Origin of the sequence: Hyalangium ruber (assembly GCF_034259325.1) — a bacterium.
In the GTDB taxonomy this organism is placed as follows: Bacteria; Myxococcota; Myxococcia; order Myxococcales; family Myxococcaceae; genus Hyalangium_A; species Hyalangium_A rubrum.
In genome coordinates, this window is sequence record NZ_JAXIVS010000008.1 from 442,982 (window position 1) to 462,814 (window position 19,833).

Consider the following 19,833-nt stretch of genomic DNA (forward strand, 5'->3'; position numbering starts at 1 on the left):
TTGTTGATCGCCGACCCATCGCTCGCTCCGACGGTGCTCGAGCAGGTAGCCCCCACGCTGGCGCGGGGTGGGGTGTCCCTGTACTCGAGCCTGGAGGATCAGGGTGGGTCGCGCGCCGCCGTCCGCCGGCTGGTCCTCTTCGACGGCCGGTTGACGCCGGAGCACGCGGAGCTGCTCACGCGTGATCCCCCCGTGCTGCTGCTCGCCACACGGGGCACGGACGCCGACATGGGGCCTTCGGACTGGGAGGCGCGGCTACTGGGGGCGGTGCTTCGCGGCGAGCAGCTGGTGCCAAAGGGCGTCGAGGTCGCCCGGCAGCGGCTGATGCGGTTGAAGGACGTGCAGCATGCCGCCGAGGCCGCCTCCCTGGTGGTCGCGGAGGCGGGCGGCTCGAAGGTGGCCGGCCAGCTGGCGGCGGATGTGCTGCACGAGCTGGCGGTCAATGCCATGCTCGATGCGCCGGTGGATCCGCAGGGGCAGCCGAAGTATGCCCACCGACGAACGGAGGTGCAGCAGGTGGATCCCGAGGACGCTTGCGAGCTGGCGCTCGCGGTGGACGGCGGGCGAATCTATCTGGAGGCGGTGGACCGGTTCGGCCGGCTCACCACCGGGCCCTTTGCCCGGGCGCTGGCCTCCTATGGTGGGAAGGTGCAGGTCAATTCCTCGGGGGGTGGCGCGGGGTTGGGGCTGAGGCGGATGATCGAGCACAGCGATACCATCGCCGTGCGTGTGGTCCGAGGACGGGAGACACGGGTACTGTGCGCGGTGGACCTGGGTGATGTGCGTCGCCGTGCGGCGCTCCCCAAATCGCTGCTGTTCTGCATGGAATGAGGGTAGGGCCGGTGGAGAACCAGGGTTCTAACGCAAACATCAGCCGGTCGAAGGTGGGCAACATCACCCACGTTCGCATCTCCGGCGTCATCGACGAGACGTTCCCGCTGACGTCCTCCAGCGCGGAGCTCAACGGGATCATCATCATCGATCTCGGCTGCGTGGACCGCATCAGCTCGTTCGGCGTTCGCAAGTGGATCGAGTTCGCCTCGAAGCTGCCTTCGGGCGCCATCGGCATGTACATGGTCTACGCGCCGCCGGTGGTGGTGGACCAGCTCAACATGGTGGAGGGCTTCGCCGGCGTCGCGCGCGTGCTGTCGGTGCTCGCCCCCTATACCTGCAAGACGTGCGGCGAGGACCGGATGCGCTCGGTCAACTTGCTGGACGAGGCGCAGGCCATCTCCGAGAGCCGCGCGCCCGAGCACACCTGCCCGGTGTGTACCAACCCGCTGGAGTTCGCGGATCTGCCGGGCGAGTTCTTCGACTACGCGCGCCGGCAGCACCTGGGCACCGTGGATCCGGTGGTGATGCGCTACCTGCGCCTCTCCGTCGCCGCCGAGCCGCTGGACCTGCCCACGCACCTGAAGATCGTTCAGGACGACATCACCTACGTCACCCTGGCCAGCGTCATCCGGGGCGATCTCAACGTGCGCCGGCTGGCCTCGGGGCTTGAGGGCCGGGTGGCCTTCGACTTCTCGCACGTGGCGAAGGTGGAGCTGGAGGGCGTGCTGAAGCTGGAGCAGGTGCTGGAGACGGCCTCCAAGGGCGCCCAGGTGGTGCTCTGCCGGGTGCCGCCCGCGGTGCTCTCGCCGATGGCCAAGAGCGGCAAGCAGCTGCCGGCGCGCATCCACACGCTGTGGCTGCCCTACGAGTGCCAGAACTGCGGCCAGGTCCACCACCAGCGCGCTCACGCGTCCACGTTCCTCCAGCAGCTCAAGGCCAATGAGGGCCAGGAGCGCCCCTGCGCGGTGTGCGGCGGCGCCTCGCGGCTGGCCAACATCCCCAACCTGGCCCAGTTCCTGTCGCGCATGCCGCTGACGGACCGGCCGCTGGAGGACATCGAGGCGCTGGAGGGCAAGTCCGTCACCCAGTTCCTCTTCGGGTCGGCCACCGCCGAGCAGGCCCCGCAGGGCGGCAACAACACCGACATCAGCGGCTCGCACGGCGCCAGCAAGCTGCAGATCATCCGCCGGCTGGGGCAGGGCGGCATGGCCGAGGTGTTCCTCGCCAAGCAGGTCGGCGTCAAAGGCTTCGAGAAGTTCCTGGTGATGAAGAAGATTCTCCAGCAGTTCGCGGAGAATCCCGAGTTCGTGGACATGCTGTTCGCCGAGGCGCGGGCGAACGCGCGGCTCACGCACCCCAACGTCGTGCAGACCTTCGACGTGGGCGTCACCGAGGGCGTGGCGTACATCCTCATGGAGTACGTGCGCGGCCCGGACCTGAAGCGGCTCATGAACGAGCTGCGGCGCAAGGGCCTGGCGCTGCCCATGGAGCACGCGCTGCGCATCGTCGCGGAGACGTCCGCCGGTCTGCACTACGCCCACAGCTACGTGGACCCGGCCGGCAACGCGCACCCCGTGGTGCATCGCGACGTCAGCCCGCACAACATCCTCATCTCGCTCGACGGCGCCATCAAGCTGAGCGACTTCGGCATCGCCAAGGTGCAGGGCGAGGACCACACCCAGGCCGGCGTGCTCAAGGGGAAGATCTCCTATATCTCCCCGGAGGCCGCCGCCGGTCGCCCGCTGGACGCGCGCAACGACGTGTTCGCCCTGGGCGTGGTGCTCTTCGAGCTGCTCACCGGGCAGCTGCCGTTCCGCCGGGACCACGACGCGGCCACGCTCAACGCCATCGTGCGTGAGCCGGCGCCGGTGCCCTCGCAGCTCAAGCCGAGCATTCCCCAGGACGTGTCGGATCTCATCCTCCGCGCCCTGGTGAAGGACCCTTCGCGGCGCACGTCCTCGGCGGCGGCGCTGCGCGAGGAGATCGAAGCGGTGATGGCGCACCACCGGCTCAACTCCTCGCCGGCCGCGGTGGCCCAGTTCTTCAAGGACACGCTGGGAGACCGGCTGGTGGAGTACGCGCCCGCCACGGCCTCGTCCGGCTCCGGCTCTCACCCGCGCATCACCACGGGCGGGGGCGAGCCCAGCGCCAACACCTCCTCGTCGGCGCGGCTGGCCGGCGCCGTGGCCAGCTCGGGCACGGGCTCCGGCTCGCGGCCGAACCTGACGGGCTCGCGTCCGGGCCTGACGGGCTCGCGTCCGGGCGTGGGCACGGGCACCGGCACCGGCTCTCGCTCCGGCAGCGGCCCGCGTCCGATTCCGGCGGCGCCGCCCCAGCCTCAGCAGCAGCAGCAGCCCATCGCGGCCGCGGCGGGAGCCATGGCCGCGGCTCCGGATGCTTCCAGCGGGATGGAGGTCGAGCGCACCGAGCAGGTGAAGGTGAAGCAGGGGGCGAGTCCCCAGGCCCGCCCCAGCCAGACGGGCGCTCGCGCCGTTGGAGTGGCCGTACCTCAGGGCGCGCAGCAGCAGCCGCAGGCATCGAGCGGCTCGACCCGCTCGGGCATCCGGCAGGGGCCGGCGACGCCTCCTCCCATCGCCTCGGCTCCGCCCCCGGCCACCATGGCCCCGGCGCCGCAGCCTTCGCGTCCCTCGGTGGCGGTGCCCGCCGTGGCGGCCGCTCCGGCACCCGTGGCTCGGGCGAGCACGCAGGTGGCGACGGTGCAGTCGGCGCCCGCGCGCAGCGCTCCGGTCCATGCTCCTTCCAGCGTCGGCATCCCGGCGGTCGCGCCGACCGCGGTCCAGCCCGCTCCCCGGCCCGCGGCCGTGGTCCACGAGCCGCCTCCGCCGGCCTCGTCGCGCAAGTGGATTGTGGGCCTGGTGGCCGCGCTCGCCATCGTCGCGGTGGTAGGGGTGGCCGGTGTCACCTTGCTGGGCAACAGCGGTGGCATCGACGTGGTGAACCTGTCGAGCAACGAGCGGCTCTATATCGAGGGGTTGCTGGTGGACAAGCACACCCCGCGCATCGAGAAGCCGGGCACCCTGCGCGTCTCCACGGCCGTCGATGGGCGCCTGCGCCGCTTCGGGACGACCGAGCGCCGCGACCGCATCGACGTGAACACCATTCCCGAGGCCCTGCCCCAGCCGGGCAGCACCGGGAAGCTGAGCGTCGCGGCCAGCGCGCCGGGCTGCCGCGTGAAGGTGGGCGAGGAGATGCTCTCGGGCAGCCCGCCCCTGGAGACGTCCATCGAGGCCGGCAAGGAGCTGGAGGTGCTCATCACCTGCCCCAGCCAGCCGATGCGCTCACAGTGGGTGATGGCCGTGCGTGGCCAGACGGTGGAGATCCAGTCGCAGACCCAGCCATGACACGACGTGCCGTGAGGGGCGGAAGGACGCCAACTCCTCACGGCGGAGCGCTTGTGATAACGTCCTTCAGACAACGTTCTAGATAATGGGAATGGTGAAGAAAATCCTCATCGGTGTCGGCGCCCTTGCGGCTCTGCTGGCCATCGCGGCCGGTGGGCTGTTCTTCAAGGCGAGCTCGACGCTGAACAGCCCTGTCGAGGCGCCGCTGCCCCCCATTGCAGCGGCCACCGACGCTCAGTCGATCGAGCGCGGCAGGCACATCTTCATGAACGTTTGCGCCAACTGTCACATGCAGGACAGTCAGGGGCGCGTCGCCGGAGGGCAGATGAAGGATCTGCCCGAGGTCTTCGGCCCCATCTACTCGGCCAATCTCACCACGCACCCCACCGCCGGCATCGCCTCGATGAAGGACGAGGAGATCGCCCGCGCCGTGCGCTACGGCGTGCGCCGCGATGGCCGGCGCATCGTCATCATGCCCGTGCTGGGCATGTCCGATGAGGACCTGGCGGCGGTCATCGGCTTCATGCGCTCGGGCGATCCGGTGTTCGCCGCCGACGAGCGCGCCCAGCCGCACCCGCGGTTGAGCCTCGTGGGCACGCTGGCGCTGGGCATGTCGTTCGCGCCGGTGGCCAGCCACCCTGCCTCGGGGCTCAAGGCGCCGCCGAAGGGCCCCACCCCGGAGTACGGCCGCTACCTGGCCTTCGAGGTGTACGGGTGCGCCGAGTGCCACTCGCCGGGCGTGGCGCAGGATCGCCACCATAAGCCGGAGGCCTTCTCGGGGGGCTTCGAGTTCCCCACGCCGGCGGGCACCATCTTCTCCACCAACATCACCTTCCACGAGAGCGGCCTGGGCAAGTGGAACCTGGCGCAGTTCACCCGCGCGCTGCGCGACGGCGTGAACCCGGAGGGCTACGTGCTGCGCGATCCGATGATTCGCGTGCGTGGCCTGGATGACGCGGACGCCGAGGCGATGTACCGCTTCCTTCAGACGCTGCCGAAGCTGGCCGCGCAGCCCCTGCCCGAGAGCGCGGCGCCGCGCGCCAAGGCCTCCGCGCAGGCGGCTCCCGAGCAGCTCTTCGCCCAGCTGGGCTGTGTCTCCTGCCATGCCGAGGGCGCCAAGTTCCGCGCCATGCTCAAGCGCTCCGTGTCCAAGCCCACCGTGGAGGTAGCCCAGTGGATCCGCAACCCCGAGGCAGTCGTGCCGGGCACGCAGATGCCCACCTACGCCGAGCTGATTGACGAGTCCCAGTCCATGTCCCTGGCTGCGTGGGTTCAGCAGCAGGCGGTCCACATTCCGTGATGAAGAACCTTGATTCCTCCCGCCGCCCGCGAGGGCGCCTTGGTGCAGTGCTCATGAACCGTCCGAATCTGCTGACTGGCGCGCTCTGCGCGCTCTTCCTGTCAACCCTTGGCTGCAACCTGCTGGACGTCACGGATCCGGAGAATGCGACGGGCCGCGGTGCGCGGGCCTTCGACCCGTACCAGTCGTCCAACTCTGGCGCCATCCGCCTGTCGCTGCAGATGTACAACGGCTGCGCCAGCATGCCCAACGGCCAGGTGGTGATGAAGAACACGGGGGTGATGCCGGGCTACCCCGAGACGTGCGAGAGCCCCGTGGAGATCGACGGCCAGCCGCCGCGCAACCTGCCGCCGGGCAAGCTGCAGATCATCACCAACACGGACTACTTCCTCAACCAGCTGACCGTGATGGACGTGCGCGTCAACCTCCACAACGACCCGACCCGCCTGGGCGAAGTGGTGAGCTGGCTCCGCAACGAGTCGCGCTTCAAGAAGCTGGACTGGCGCAACGTGGGCCAGGTCGATGACGAGTGGCTCTTCTTCGAGGGCACGCCGGGCGCCACCCAGGACTACTGGTCGCGCCGCGTGTACTTCGACAACGCCAACTGGCGCAACGTGAAGGACGACGCGTTCATCATCGAGGTGCTCGACCGGGATGGGACGGTGAAGGCCAAGGAGCGGTACCTGCGCTCGGAGTTCATCGCCAACACGCCCAGCGCCGGCCACAGCCGCTTTGCCTGGCACCTGGAGCGCGTGCTGCCCCCCGCCTTCCCGGGTGACACCTCCATCCGCCCGCTGCCGGTCATCCCCGGCTTCCCGCCCGAGCCCCCGCTCACCCGCAGCGTGGCCCGCCTGGACTTCGTGGGCAGCACCAACCCCTTCAAGACCTTCCGCATCCCCGCGGACCTGGTGGGCGACGGCTCCATCCGCGTGACGTGGACCCAGATGGAGGATGACCCGTTCTACTTCCCGGTGGAGTTCGTGACGGCCCAGGGCGCCGCCTCCACCTGCTACGACGCCAACAACAACGAGGTGCGCTGCGGCTTCGGCATCGACCCCCACCTGAAGATGGTGGCTCCCTCGGGCCCCGAGGGCTACTACAAGCCGGGCGACACGCTGGACTGGTTCGTCGACCTGCGCGACGACCAGGGCAACCGCCTGCACAAGCCGGACGAGCTGCCCAGCGGCATGGACGTGCTGACCGACAAGGCCAACGGTCTGCTCTACATGAACATCCCGTACTACGAGCGCACCACCGAGGTGGACTCCATCCCGCTCATCACCTTCGCCGGTCCGCTCAACAAGATGCGCACGCGCGGCAACCCCAAGGTTCGCGAGCACTACTACAGCCCGGACATCCTGCCGTACTCCATCGTGAACGAGACGGCGACCGCGCCGCTCAACACCGCGGAGATCACCCAGAAGTGGGGCACGCGCTACCGCAGCACCCTGCCCACCAACGTCGAGGCGGGCACGTACGTGGCCCTCATCAAGTGGAACCGCTACTTCGCCGGTGAGCGTGTGGCGAAGATCCGGCCCTACTTCTTCCAGGTGGGCACCGACGAGCGCAGCAGCTACCCGGGCCGGGTGGGCAACTGCCAGATCTGCCACCGCGGCGTGCTGTCGCTGGACAACCTGCGCCACGGTCTGCCGGTGGACCACGTCGAGGGCTGCAAGTCCTGCCACCAGTACGAGACGGAGCGCGGCAACCGCATCCAGGTGTTCATCCACAAGCTGCACGTGCGCTCGCCCCGCTACCCGGCGGCGAAGAATGACTGCACCATGTGCCACCTGACGCGCGAGAGCACCCTGCGCCCGAGCATCGACACGTGCAGCACCTGCCACCTGTCCATGCACGGCGACGAGTTCTTCGCCTCGCGCTTCGCCTCCAAGGCGGAGATCGTCGAGCCCAACCGCTTTGGCAACTGCGCCCAGGCTTGCCACGTGGACGCTGCCCCGAAGCTCCACATCATCCCTGAGAACTGAGAAGGACAGCGACCCGTCATGACTCGATACATTCGCTACGGAGCGCTCCTGGGCGCGATGCTGGTGGGAGCCGGTTGTGGGGACTCCACCACTCCCGAGGAGTCCAATTTCCTTCCCCAGCCGGAGTACATCCCGGTGTCGCAGGCGCCGGCTTTCACCACGACGCTCACGGGCGTCGCGTGGGATCCGGAGTCCTTCTTCCACCAGGTCTACTTCTGCCTCGGGGCGGGCCCTGCTTGCCCCATGCCGCCGTACCTGTCCGAGGGCCTGCCGCTGTACCTGAACGCGTCGGTGAGCGGCGCTGCCGTGCAGCCCTTCGATCCGCTGCTGGCCGGTCCTCCGCCCGCCAATCCGTTGGTCGGTCAGCCGGTCAACTCGGATGGGATGGGCATCTGGGTGTTCCCCGGCGTGCCGAGCCCCCACAACCGGCCGGCGCCCTACCTCATGTTCAACGCGGGCGTGGGGTCGCTGCCCCCCGTGCAGATCGGCCCTCCGTTCCCGAAGGTCGCCGAGTCGGAGTACCTGCCGACGCTGACGCTGCGGCCCATCACCATCAACAACAACTCCTCGTGTACGGGCCTGGAGGCCGCCCAGATCAGCAAGAAGGGCGTGCTCGAGGCCGTCGCCAAGCACCTGACGGCGACGGGCACCCCCACCACGGTGGAGGACTTCATCAACCCGGGGCGCTACGCGGGCGTCTTCGTCGTGTGGCTCTACGAGGCGGGCAACCCCATTCAGCGCAAGGCGGCCGACGGCATCACCGTCGAGCACTCCACGGGGCGCATTCTCTCGCTCTCCTGGGAGTTCCCCGGCTCGCTGCCGGCCGCGGACAACCAGGCCACGCGCGGCTTCTACGTGACGCCCAACGCGGCCATCAGTGACATCGGCCTGTACGTGGTGCTGGTGCCCCAGGGCGCGGACGTGCCGCCGACGATGTCGTTCCTCTTCAAGGACTCGAGGACCGACGAGGCTTCGCTGCGGCCGTGGACCTTCCCCCCGGTCACCGTGGGCTTCGGCCCCGGCGTCGTGAACTTCGGCGGCTTCCAGATGTTCTACCCGCTGCCCCCGATTCCGCCGCCGCCCGCGGCCTGCGTGTTCCAGTAAGCAGGTGGCTGTAGACTCCCCTGCGACATGTCGGTTCGACGTGTCGCGGGGAGAACGCGGTCAGCTCGTTTTACCTGCAAAGAGTGTTGCGGCGGTTCCCTTGCATGCACACCTAGTTCTTGGACGGGTCTAGCGCCGGAGACCCCCCCCGTCCCAGGGCAAGGTCATGCTGCAGCGACGAAAAATCATCGGGGTGATGGGCTCGGGCACCGAGGAGTATCGGGAGCGGGTCATCCCCCTTGCGCGCTGGCTCGCCGAGCACGGCTATGACCTGCTCACGGGAGCGGGGCAGGGGGTGATGCGGGCGGCCGCGGAGGCCTTCATCGCCGTGCCCGGTCGTCGTGGGCTCTCGGTCGGCATCGTCCCCGGAGAGGTGGAGGACGGGGCGTACCGGCCCAAGGCGGGCTACCCCAGCGAGTTCATCGAGCTGCCCGTGTTCACGCACCTGCCGCTGAGCGGGGAGCGCGGCAAGGACTCGATGAGCCGCAACCACATCAACGTGCTGACGGCTCAGGCGCTCGTGTTCCTGCCGGGCCAGGCGGGCTCGGTGGCCGAGGCGGAGCTGGCGCTGCGCTACCGCAAGCCGGCCCTGCTGTTCGGGCAGGGCCGGGAGTTCCACCGCTTCCCCGAGCGGCTGGAGCGCACGGACTCGCTGGAGCACGTCTGCGAGTGGCTGCTGAGCACGGTGCGGTAGGGAGCAGGGCGAACCTGACAGGTCGTCCAACGCGCGGCTCTGATATGGTGAGTGGCGAACAGTCCGCCACCGACTCCCCAGGGTGGCACGTCGCCAGGGTGGCGCCGAGCCCCGCGTATGATCAGCCCCGACTATCCGCTGGCCAGTTGGTTCCTGGTGGTGTCCACCTTGTTCTTCCTGGTGGTCGTCGCCCTGCCGTTGTTCTTCGCGCCGCTGACGTGGGCGCGTTGGTTCGGCTGGAAGTGGCCCGCGGAGAACACGGACCTCACGGTCTACTTCGGGCGGTGCCTGGGGGCGGTGGCGCTGGCCATCATCGCCTCGGTGGCGCGCGGGATTCCTGATCCGAAGAGCCACCGGTTCTTGTTCGATCTCGTCGCGATGACGACGGGGCTCATGGTCGTGGTGCATGTGTGGGGCTGGCTGAGGAAGGCGCAGCCGCTCTCGGAGACGGTGGAGACGTTCGTCTGGGCGATGGTGTTCATCACCTCGCTGTGGATCCGCTTCTCCATCTTGGCCTGAGCCATGGCGAGTCGACTGCCAGAGGCCCCGAGGGCCCGAGCATGAGCGAGCGGATAACGCTGGCGTCCCTGGCGCCCTACGTGCCCGCGGCCATCGTCCGCAAGCTGGCCCAGTCCAACGGCGAGCCGCTGCCGACGGTGGAGGAGGTGCGCGGGGCCTGCCTGCTGCTGGACATCGCCGGCTTCACGCCCATCGTCGTCTCGCTGAGCGGGGAGGGGCCGCGGGGCATCGACGCCCTCCAGCGGCTGCTCTCCAGCTACTTCACGGAGATGGTGGAGGGGGTGCGCGACTTCGGTGGCGACATCTACCAGTTCGCCGGGGACTCCATCCTGGCGTGCTTCGAGCCCGAGCGGGGCGAGTCCGAGCTGGAGCTGGTCCGCCGGGCGGCCATCTGCGGCGCGCACGTGCAGCGCAAGCTGGCGCGCTTCGCGCACGTGGAGCTGCTGGGACAGCGCTTCACCCTGTCCTCTCGCGTGGGGGTGAGCTTTGGCACCTGCCACCGGGTCATCCTCGGGGAGGCGGAGCAGTGGCTGCACCCGGCGCTCATCGGCGCTCCGCTGGAGCGGGCGGTGGCGGCGGAGAAGCGCTCGGCGGGCGGCGAGGTCATCCTGAGCCCGGAGGCGGCCGCGCTGCTGCCCTACGGCACGCCCGGACAGGAGCGCGACGGCTTCTTCCGGTTCGAGCCTCCGGCGGAGATTACGCCGCGCACGCCGCAGCGCCTGCTGACGGGCGGGGCGCTGGCCCTGGGGCAGTGCTCGCAGTTCCTGCACCCGGAGCTGCTGCGCAAGGTCATCACCACGCACCAGGGCTTCAGCGGAGACTTCCGCGATGTCACCTGCGTCTTCGTCCGGGTGGGGATGCGCGACTCCCACCGCGAGGCCGCGGAGCTCGTGCGGGAGATGAACACCTTCTTCACGTTCGCCCAGCGCGAGAGCAGCCTCTACCGAGGCGTGCTGCTGATGCCGGACTTCACCGACAAGGGCAACGTCCTCTACGTCGTCTTCGGGGCGCCCACGGCGCAGGAGAACAAGGAGCAGCTGGCGTGCCACTTCGCCGCCAAGCTCCTGCGCGAACAGGCGGCGTTCCCCTTCATCGAGGACCTGCGCATCGGCATCGCCACTGGCCCGGCCTACTGGGGAGAGATGGGCGCGCCGGCGCGCAAGGGCTCGTGGGCGCTGGGCGAGGTGGTGAACATCGCGGCCCGGCTGATGGCCCACGCACGCGAGCCGGGCATCCAGGTGGATGCGAACACCCAGCGCAAGCTCCACCAGGAGTTCTCCACGCTGCACGTGGAGGACGCGAAGCTCAAGGGCATCTCGCGCGTGGTGCCCGTCTACCGCGTCCAGTCCGACGCCCAGCCCGTGCGCAGCCTGCTCGTCCGGGGCCAGGGAGAGATCGTCGGGCGCCGGGACGAGCTGCACCTGCTCACCCAGGCGGTGGAGGAGTCCATCGAAGGGATGGGGCGCATCTGCGTCGTCTCGGGCGAGGCGGGCATCGGCAAGTCGCGCCTGTCCAGCCGGCTGGTGGAGGAGGCTGAGAAGCGCGGCGCCCGGACGCTGTATGGCATCTGCTACTCCTACGAGACGTTCACCCCCTTCTTCCCGTGGAAGGAAGTGCTCGTGCAGCTGTTCCAGATGCACGAGGGGGATGAGCCAGAGGCACGCCTGGAGCGCCTGCGGCGCGAGTTCGAGGGGCTGGAGGACGTGGGCCAGGAGTGGGCGCTGGTGCTGGCGGGCATCATGGGCCTGCCGGTGGTGGAGGACGAGCGGACCCAGGTGCTGGACGCGCGGCAGAAGAACCAGCAGGTCTTCAACATCATCTACCAGCTGTTGATGAAGCGGTCGGCCACCACGCCCCTGCTCCTGTTCTTCGAGGATCTGCACTGGGCCGACCACATCACGCTGGATCTCATCGAGCACATCGCCCACCGGCTCGGGCCGATGCGCCTGACCCTGCTGGTGACGATGCGGCCGGGAGAGGCGCTGCGCGAGCTGCGCTCCATGGACTGCTTCCGCATGGTGGAGCTGTCCCAGCTCAACGAGCAGGAGGCGCGCGCGCTGGTGCGGCTGCACCTGAAGCTGGCTCCGCCGAACATCGGCCTGGAGGACATGCTGCTGGGCAAGGTTCAGGGCAACCCGTTCTTCATCGAGTCCCTGGTGGAGGGGCTGGTGGAGCAGGGGCTCCTCGAGGAGGGCGAGGGAGGACGGCGGGTGCTGCGGCGCAGCCTTCAGAGCATCCGGATCCCGGACTCCATCCAGGACGTGGTGCTCAACCGCATCGATCTGCTGCCAGAGCTGGAGAAGCTCATCGTCAAGGTGGCTTCGGTCATCGGGCGTATCTTCACGCTCGACGCCGTGCATGCGCTGCTGCCGACCAGCATCGACCTGGACGAGGCGCGGCGAGCCATGGCGGCGCTGGCCAACCTGGGGTTGATCCTCTTGGAGGTGGAGGAGCCCTACACGTGCCTCTTCAAGCACATCGTCATCCGTGACGTGGCCTACAACACGCTGCTCGTCTCGGCGCGGGAGCACCTGCACCGCAAGCTGGCGCGCTTCCTCGAGGAGAAGGACGCGGACAACCCCGTCAAGCCCGCCGGCATCCTCGCCTATCACTACCTGGCGGGGAACGATGAGCTGAAGGGGCTGGAGTACACGCTGCAGGCCGCGCGCGCCGCCAAGGCGCAGTACGCCAACGAGGAGGCCATCCACCACTACAACCGGGCCATGGAGGTGCTCTCCACCACGGACGCGCTGGATCGCGAGGTCATCTACACGCGCACGCGCGAGGTCATGCAGGAGCTGGCCGAGGCGCTGCTGCAGGCGGGCAACTACGCCGCCGCCATCCAGATGTACGAGCAGCTCCAGGGGGACGAGGTCTCGGACGAGCGGCGGGCGGAGATCCACATCGGCCTGGGGCGGGCCTTCCAGGAGAAGGGCGAGTCGGGGCGGGCCATCCAGGAGCTGGAGAGCGCCCTGCAGCTGCTGGGGCGCCCGCCGCCGCGGAGCATGGTGCGGCTGGTGCTGCGCACGGGCGTGCAGATGGGCATCCACCTGCTGAGCCTGGTGCTCCCGCAGATCCTCCGGCCCGTGCCGCCTCAGCGGCTGCCGCTCTACATCAAGCAGCTCAACACGCTGATCTCCCTCATCCGCATCTACTACTTCGCGGATCTCGCCAAGCTCACCTGGGCGACGCTGCTGGCCTTCAACATGGCGACGCGCTCGCGCTCCGACTACGGGCTGAGCCAGGCCAGCGGCTACTACGGGACGATGCTCTTTGGCGCCGGGCTGCTGAAGCGCTCGATGCGCTACCTCGGAGAGGCGCTGGAGTTTGGCCGCCGCTCGCAGGACGCGGTGGCGCAGGGCATCGCCATGAGCCGCCTGGGCACCAACGCCTTGTTCGCCAACGAGCTGGAGGTGAGCGCTCGGGTGGAGGAGGAGGCCATCGGCCGGCTGCGGCAGGTGGGCGAGCGGTGGGAGGTGCAGACCTCGATGATGATCCTGGGCACCAGCCAGTTCCTCTCCTCGCAGTTCGAGACGGCGGAGAAGAGCTTCCGGAAGATGGGCGAGCTGGGGCTGGAGCTCAACGCGAAGATGCACCAGGCCTGGGCCCACGCGTGGGTGTCCATGTGCCGCTACCTGCAGGGCGAGGGCGAGGTGGCCCAGCTGTGCGAGGAGCTGGAGAAGGGCCTGCGGATCAGCATCGAGGTGGACGATCTGGCCAACCAGTGCGCATGCCTCAACCACCTGGCCAACATCGCCGTGCGCGAGGGCCAGGTAGAGGAGGCGGCGCGGGTGGCCGTCCGGGCGTTCGACACCGTGTGGAAGTACCAGGTGCTGGTGCCCTTCCTGCAGATCGGCCTGGTGGACGCGGCGGAGGCGGCGCTCTTCGCGCTGGAGAACGGCGCCAGGTCGGTGCCGCGCGGCAAGCTGCTGCGCATCGTCCGGCTGGGCTGCTTCAAGGCGCGCGCCCTGTCGCGCATCTATCCTTATATGAAGGGGCCGGCGCTGCGGGTGACGGCCCGGGCCTTGCGGTTGCGCAAGGGGGTGGCCGCCGCCGAGCCCGTGTTTCAGCAGGCAATCGAGCTGCTGGAGGCGGGGCCCAACCGCTGGGAGGCGGGTGTGGCGTACCTCGACGGGGCGGTGGCCGTGCCGCACCGCCGCGCGCAGTGGCTGGCGCGTGCCCGGGAGATCTTCACGGCAATCGGCGCCCGGGCCGAGCTGCGGCGCGTGGAGCGGCTGGAGGCCTCCAGCGTGTCGCTGCCGGGGGCCCCCGTGGCGCTGCCCGCGTCCGCCTCAGCTGATGCGCTGCGGCTGTAGGCCGAGCGCGGCCTGCTGCTGGGTGTCCCACTCCTCCATGGAATCCATCCCGGCGATGTAGCGCCGCGCCTTGTTCTGCACGGGGTTGCGGATGCTGAGGATCTCCGGCCCGGAGAAGATCAGCGCGCTCTTGTAGCGCGGCATGTTGCTCATCATCAGCTTGGACCAGTAGTGCCGCGCGATGTTGGGCAGGGTGCCCAGCGTGTCGCACAGCCGGGTGAAGTGCTCCACCACCTCGGACGGGTGCAGGTTCTTCGGGCGGTGGCACAGGGTGTAGCCGTCGTAGTCGCGGCTGATGGTGCCCGGCAGCAGGCGGCCCTCGGCCTGTAGCTCGCGGAAGAAGGGCGTCTCCGGATAGGGGCAGACGATGCCCAGGAAGGTGATGGAGAAGTAGCTCAGGTCCGCCAGGTACTCCGGCAGCCGGTGCAGGTACTCGTTGGTGTCTCCGTCCGAGCCCACGATGAGGCCGAAGGACAGGACGATGCCGTGCGAGAAGGTGCGCCGGATGACGGCGTTGACCTCGGACAGCTTGTTCTGGCCCTTGTTCATGGCCTTGATGGAGTCGGGGTTGAGCGACTCCAGGCCGGTATAGATGTAGCGGCAGCCGGCCTCGGCCATCAGCCGGACCAGCGACTCGTCCTTGAGGATGTTGAAGGTGAGCGCACAGCCCCAGATCTTCTTCAGCGGCAGCAGGGCCGTGCAGAGCTCGCGCAGGTACTTGGGCGAGCCGCCCAGGTTGTTGTCCAGGAAGATGAACACGTTGTCCATCGCCCCCATGAAGTTCTTGTTCCAGGTCATCTTCGTCTGGATCTCCTCGATGACCTGGGGGATGGGGCGGAAGCGGTAGCGCTCGTGGCCGGTGAGCACGCAGAAGTTGCAGGTGAAGGGGCAGCCGCGCGAGGCCTCGATGCCCGCCAGCCGCACCCGGTTCTTCGTGAAGTCGATGAGATCGTACCGGTAGGGCTGGATGGCGGCCGCGCCCAGCGAGGGCAGGCTGTAGCGCTTCTTCAGCTCGCCCTTCTCGAAGTCCTGGATGAGCGCGGGCACGTTGGGCTCGGGCTCGCTGGTGATGACAGCGTCGAAGTACTGCTCCACATCGTCGGGGAAGTGGCTGGCGTGCCGGCCGCCGGCCACGGTGACCATGCCGCGCTGGCGGAACAGCGTGGAGAGCACCTTGGTGTGCTCGTAGTACGAGTGCAGGTACGAGAAGAAGACCAGGTCCCAATGCCGGTCGAGCGGGATGTCCGCTTCCTTCTCGTTGAAGATCTCGACCTCGGCGTGCGGGGGGCACAGCCCGGCGATGAGCTCCGGGACGGCCGACTGCATGATGGATGGCTCTTTGACCCGCCGCCGGGTGGGGTGCGTATAGGTGGCGATGACCGCGATGCGCATGGTCACCGCAGGATGGCCTGAGTTGCACCGTTGACAAAAGAACATTCCAACCCAGTGGAAACCCCAGGGTTTTCCACCCTTGCAAAATGCCAGGGGGACTCTGGCAAGGCGCCAGGGTGGGGCGTGTGGGGAAGGGCGCTTCCCCTGGAGGCCTGCGAGGAACGGGAATTGCTGTGCGAGGAAGGCCGCTGGGGTGTGGGACGTTCAGTGGCCCGAGCCATGCGCCATACCCTGATCCCCATTCTCCTGCTGTGCCTCGCGCTCGCCAGCGTCGGGGTGGGGGGCTTTGGCGTCATCCAGCACAACCGCGCGGCGCTGGTGCATCAGTTCGCCGTGGATCGCCAGGCGCAGTTGGACGAGGCGACGCGAGGGGTGACCGAGGCCCTGGAGGACGTGGGGGAGGACCTGCGCTTCGCCGGTGAGCTGCTCTCCCAGCCGGGGACCACCCAGGAGCACCGGCGCGAGCTGCGGGCCCTACTGGAGGTAGTCGGCGGGTTCAAGGCCATCGCCGCGTACGAGGAGCAGGGAGCCGAGCGGCTGCGGCTGGTGGATCGGCGTGCCGATCCCCGGGTGGTCCAGGGGACGTTCTTCCCGCAGATGGCGGAGACGGCGCGTCGAGCGCTCGAGCGCCCTCCTGGGGACATCACCAGCTCGCCGCCGTTGGTGGGAGATGAGCGCGTGTGGCTGCGCATCCTCGCTACCGCCATCCCCGTGGACGAAGGCCAGCCGCGTGGGACGGTCGCGGTGTTGGTGGATATGGAGTCCTTCTTTTCTCCCCTGCGGATCGTGACGTCGGATCCCGAGGCGCGCCTGCTGTTGGTCGGCGCGCATGGAAGGGCCAGCCCCGCCAGCGATCCGGCACTCGCGAGCTGGTACCAGCGGGTGGGAACGGACGCGGGGGCCGTCCCTCAGTACGCCTCCCTCGTCTCGAAGATGAGGGCGGGGGAGCGGGGCACGATCCTCTTGGGAGAGCAGGAGGCGGAGCGGCTGGGACTGGGGCGGGCGGACGCGGTGGCGGCGTTCACGCCCATTCAGCTCAAGGGTGGCAGCCACTGGTCCGCGGCGACGTTGGTCTCCACGGCCACGCTGCGCTCGCACGAGCAGGGACTCATCCTGAGGCTGTCCCTGGCGGCCCTGCTGGTGGCGCTGTTCCTGGTGGCCTTCGCGGTGTACGTGGTCCTGGCGCAGCGCCGCGCCGTGGCCCTGCGCGAGAGCCGCCGGCATGCGGACCAGCTCGCGCACCTGCACGACAAGACGCAGAAGATCCTCGATCACATCCCCACCGGGGTGCTGGCACTGACGGCCGAGGGGCGAATCAGCGCGGTGAACCAGGCCCTTCGGACTCGGATGCCGCCGAGCGTCGTGGGCGCTCCCCTGGCGGCGGCCTTTCCCCAGGCTCCGGAGCCGGTGGTGTCCCGGCTGGGCGAGCTGGTGGGCGCGGCGACGCGAGAGGCCCGGGTTCGCAGCCTGCTGGGCGAGCCGCTCGCGCTGTTCGGAGAGGAAGGACAGTACAGCATCCACGCCGTGCCGCTCGAGGCGCGCGAGCCCGAGGTGCGCACGCTGCTGGTGGTGGAGGACCTCAGCAACCTCCGGGCTCTGGAGACGCAGCTCCTGCGCGCCGAGAAGCTCGCCACCGTGGGCGTGCTGGCCGCGGGCATCGCGCATGAGATTGGCACTCCGCTGGGTGTGGTGCGCGGCCGGGCCGAGTACGTGCTCGGCAAGCTGGGCTCCACCCACGCGCAGGCGGCGGGGGTGGGCGTCATGATCGAGCAGATCGATCTGGTGAGCCGGACCATCCGCCAGCTCCTGGACTTCTCGCGCCTGCAGCCCGCGGCGGTGCGGCCCGTGGAGTTCGTGCCGCTGACGCGCGATGTGTACGAGCTGCTCCGGCTCGAAGCCGAGCGGCGCCGCGTGCGCATCACGTTGGAGATTCCCGAGGGGTTGCCACCGCTCGCGGCCGACCCGGACCAGCTCCAGCAGGTGCTGGTCAACCTGATGCTCAACGCCTGTGACGCGTGTGGCCCCGGGGGGGAGGTTCGGGTCAGCGCGGTGGCGCCGGATGGCTCCTCCTCCGGGGCGTGGGGCTTCGTGACGCTCACGGTGAAGGATGACGGCTGTGGCATCCCCCCGGAGAGCCTCAACCAGGTGTTCGACCCCTTCTTCACGACGAAGAAGCGGGGGCAGGGGACGGGGCTGGGGCTGACGATGGTGGCGCACGTGGTGCGCAACCACGGAGGACGGGTGGAACTGGAGAGCGAGCAGGGGCGCGGTACCCGCATCACCTTGTTGTGGCCCGCCTCCGGGCCCGCGATGACCGAGGAGCGACATGTCAGCTAAGGGCCGCATCCTGGTCGTCGACGATCACGTGGAGATGGGGCGGATGCTCCAGGAACCCCTGGCGGACGAAGGGTACGAGGTAGAGCTGGCCACGGGCGGCGCCGAGGCCATCCGGCTGGTGCGCACCCGCCCGTTCGACGCGGTGCTGAGCGATCTGCGCATGGAGCAGGTGGACGGCTTCGACGTGCTGGCCGCGACGCGGGCGGTGGATCCGGAGGTGCCGGTGCTGTTGATGACGGCCTTCGGGGGCGTCGAGAGCGCGGTGGAGGCGATGCGTCGCGGTGCCTGGCACTACTTCACCAAGCCCTTCCGGCTGGACGAGGTGCTCATCTACCTGCGGCGGGCCCTGGAGGAGCGGAGGCTGCGGGCGGAGAACCGCGCCCTGCGCCAGGCGGCGGGAGGGAGCAGCGGGCTGGGGGCGCTGGTAGGACGGGGCACGTCCATGAGGGGGCTCTACGAGCTCATCGAGCACGTGGCCCACTCGGGAGCGCCCGTGCTGCTCCGGGGAGAGAGCGGCAGCGGCAAGGAGCTGGTGGCGCGGGCGCTGCACTCCGAGGGGCCACGGGCGGCCGAGCCCTTCGTGGCCGTCAACTGCACCGCGCTGCCCCACGCGCTGCTCGAGAGCGAGCTGTTCGGGCACGTGAAGGGAGCCTTCACGGGGGCCACCACGGCGCGGCGGGGGCTCTTCGTCGAGGCGGACAAGGGGACGCTCTTCCTGGATGAGATCGGAGACATGCCCTCCGAGCTCCAGGCAAAGCTGCTGCGGGTGCTGGAGGATGGGGAGGTGCGGGCGGTGGGAGCGGACGCCAGCCGCACGGTGGAGGTGCGCATCGTCGCGGCCACCCACCAGGATCTGGAGGCGCGGGTGCGAGAAGGCCGCTTCCGGGCGGACCTCTTCTACCGCCTCAACGTCGTCACCCTGCGCATTCCGCCGCTGCGCGAGCGTCGCGAGGACATCCCCCTGCTGGTCGAGCACTTCACCACGCGGGCGCGGGCGCGCAACCCGCGCTCGAGGGTGACAGGCTTCTCGCCCGAGGTGGTGGCCGCGCTGGGGACCATGCCCTGGCCGGGGAACGTGAGAGAGCTGGAGAACCTCGTCGAGCGGCTGGTGGTGCTCGTCCCCCGGGAGACGGTGGAACTGGCCGACCTTCGGCTCCACGCGCCGACGGCGAGCCCCGAGGCCCATCCGCTAGGGCTGGCGCAGGAGGGACTGTGGTCCCTGCGCCAGCTGGAGAGCGAGTACATCTCCTGGGTGGTGACGCGCTGCGGGGGCAACAAGACGCGCGCGGCGGAGCTGCTCGGCATCGACGTCTCCACCATCCACCGCCGCGAGCGGGAGAAGGGCTCTGGCAATTCGCCACGCTAGGGTGGCGCGGTGCCAGGGTATTCGGGGGACCAGCGCTCTCCTCCCGAGGGAAGCGCACGCGGCATGAGCGTTGCTTCAGGAGAGGGGCATGCGAACCTCCCGTCTCCTCCCCCTGATGCTGCTCGCGCTGAGCGTGAGCGCGTGCGCCGCGAAGTCCGTGGCCACGGTCTCCTCCAACGATGGCGTCTCCACGGGCGTCACGCCGCCGCGCGCCGAGCCGGTGAAGCCACCGTCGGCTCCAAAGCAGGTGGCCGAGCTGCCGTCGCTGGACTTCGGGCCCATCTACTACGAGCTGGACTCCGCCACGCTCCTGCCCGAGTCGCGGCAGATGCTCGACGGGGTGGCCGAGGCGCTGCGGAGGCGTCCCGAGGTGCAGGTGACGATCACCGGTCACACCTGCGAGCTGGGCACGACGGAGTACAACATGGCCCTTGGGCAGCGCCGGGCGGCGGTGGCGCGTGACTACCTCAAGAAGCTCGGCGTGGAGGCGTCGCACATCGCCGTGGTGTCCTACGGCGAGGAGCGCCCGGCGGTAGCGGGCAGTGGCGAGAGGGCCTGGGCGAAGAACCGCCGCAGCGAGTTCGCCGTCTCGGTGGCGCAGGCGCGAGTGGATGGCAGGTAGCC

General features: G+C 69.3%; 12 protein-coding genes. 11 read left to right on the forward strand and 1 reads right to left on the reverse strand.

The window, feature by feature from the left end:
* From SYV04_RS24755 to SYV04_RS24790, 8 genes are all read left to right on the forward strand, one after another.
* Positions 1–831 carry a hypothetical protein gene (locus SYV04_RS24755; protein WP_321548345.1) on the forward strand — a complete coding sequence of 277 codons (831 nt, stop codon included), beginning with the start codon at positions 1–3 and terminating at the stop codon, positions 829–831.
* Positions 828–4,196, forward strand: a complete 3,369-nt coding sequence (locus SYV04_RS24760; RefSeq protein WP_321548346.1) for a serine/threonine-protein kinase — start codon at positions 828–830, stop codon at positions 4,194–4,196. Before SYV04_RS24755 ends, SYV04_RS24760 begins: the two co-directional genes overlap by 4 nt.
* 91 nt (positions 4,197–4,287) lie before the next feature.
* Entirely contained in the window at positions 4,288–5,496 is a 1,209-nt protein-coding gene (locus tag SYV04_RS24765) for a cytochrome c (protein WP_321548347.1), read from the forward strand.
* 53 nt (positions 5,497–5,549) lie between these two features.
* Entirely contained in the window at positions 5,550–7,481 is a 1,932-nt protein-coding gene (locus SYV04_RS24770) for a hypothetical protein (RefSeq protein WP_321548348.1), read from the forward strand.
* An 18-nt stretch (positions 7,482–7,499) separates the two neighbouring features.
* A complete protein-coding gene (locus SYV04_RS24775) occupies positions 7,500–8,585 on the forward strand; it encodes a hypothetical protein (protein WP_321548349.1) in 1,086 nt (361 codons plus the stop codon).
* Between the two features lie 166 nt (positions 8,586–8,751).
* Positions 8,752–9,279, forward strand: coding sequence for an SLOG cluster 4 domain-containing protein (locus SYV04_RS24780; RefSeq protein WP_321548350.1), 528 nt, complete (start codon positions 8,752–8,754; stop codon positions 9,277–9,279).
* Between the two features lie 117 nt (positions 9,280–9,396).
* Positions 9,397–9,798: a hypothetical protein gene (locus SYV04_RS24785; RefSeq protein WP_321548351.1), complete on the forward strand. Its 402-nt coding sequence runs from the start codon at positions 9,397–9,399 to the stop codon at positions 9,796–9,798.
* Positions 9,799–9,839: 41 nt separating this feature from the next.
* A complete protein-coding gene (locus tag SYV04_RS24790) occupies positions 9,840–14,114 on the forward strand; it encodes an AAA family ATPase (protein ID WP_321548352.1) in 4,275 nt (1,424 codons plus the stop codon).
* Here the strand turns inward: SYV04_RS24790 and SYV04_RS24795 are convergent.
* Positions 14,091–15,506 carry a B12-binding domain-containing radical SAM protein gene (locus tag SYV04_RS24795; protein WP_321548353.1) on the reverse strand — a complete coding sequence of 472 codons (1,416 nt, stop codon included), beginning with the start codon at positions 15,504–15,506 and terminating at the stop codon, positions 14,091–14,093. The two genes, SYV04_RS24790 and SYV04_RS24795, sit on opposite strands and share 24 nt — an antisense overlap.
* Positions 15,507–15,725: 219 nt before the next feature.
* On the opposite strand from SYV04_RS24795, the gene SYV04_RS24800 reads away from it, so the two are divergent.
* From SYV04_RS24800 to SYV04_RS24810, 3 genes are all read left to right on the forward strand, one after another.
* Positions 15,726–17,843 carry a two-component system sensor histidine kinase NtrB gene (locus SYV04_RS24800; protein WP_321548354.1) on the forward strand — a complete coding sequence of 706 codons (2,118 nt, stop codon included), beginning with the start codon at positions 15,726–15,728 and terminating at the stop codon, positions 17,841–17,843.
* Positions 17,833–19,209: a sigma-54-dependent transcriptional regulator gene (locus tag SYV04_RS24805; RefSeq protein WP_321548355.1), complete on the forward strand. Its 1,377-nt coding sequence runs from the start codon at positions 17,833–17,835 to the stop codon at positions 19,207–19,209. The genes SYV04_RS24800 and SYV04_RS24805 overlap by 11 nt, the downstream gene beginning before the upstream one ends.
* Positions 19,210–19,297: 88 nt before the next feature.
* Positions 19,298–19,831, forward strand: a complete 534-nt coding sequence (locus SYV04_RS24810) for an OmpA family protein (protein WP_321548356.1) — start codon at positions 19,298–19,300, stop codon at positions 19,829–19,831.
* Positions 19,832–19,833: the final 2 nt, after the last annotated feature.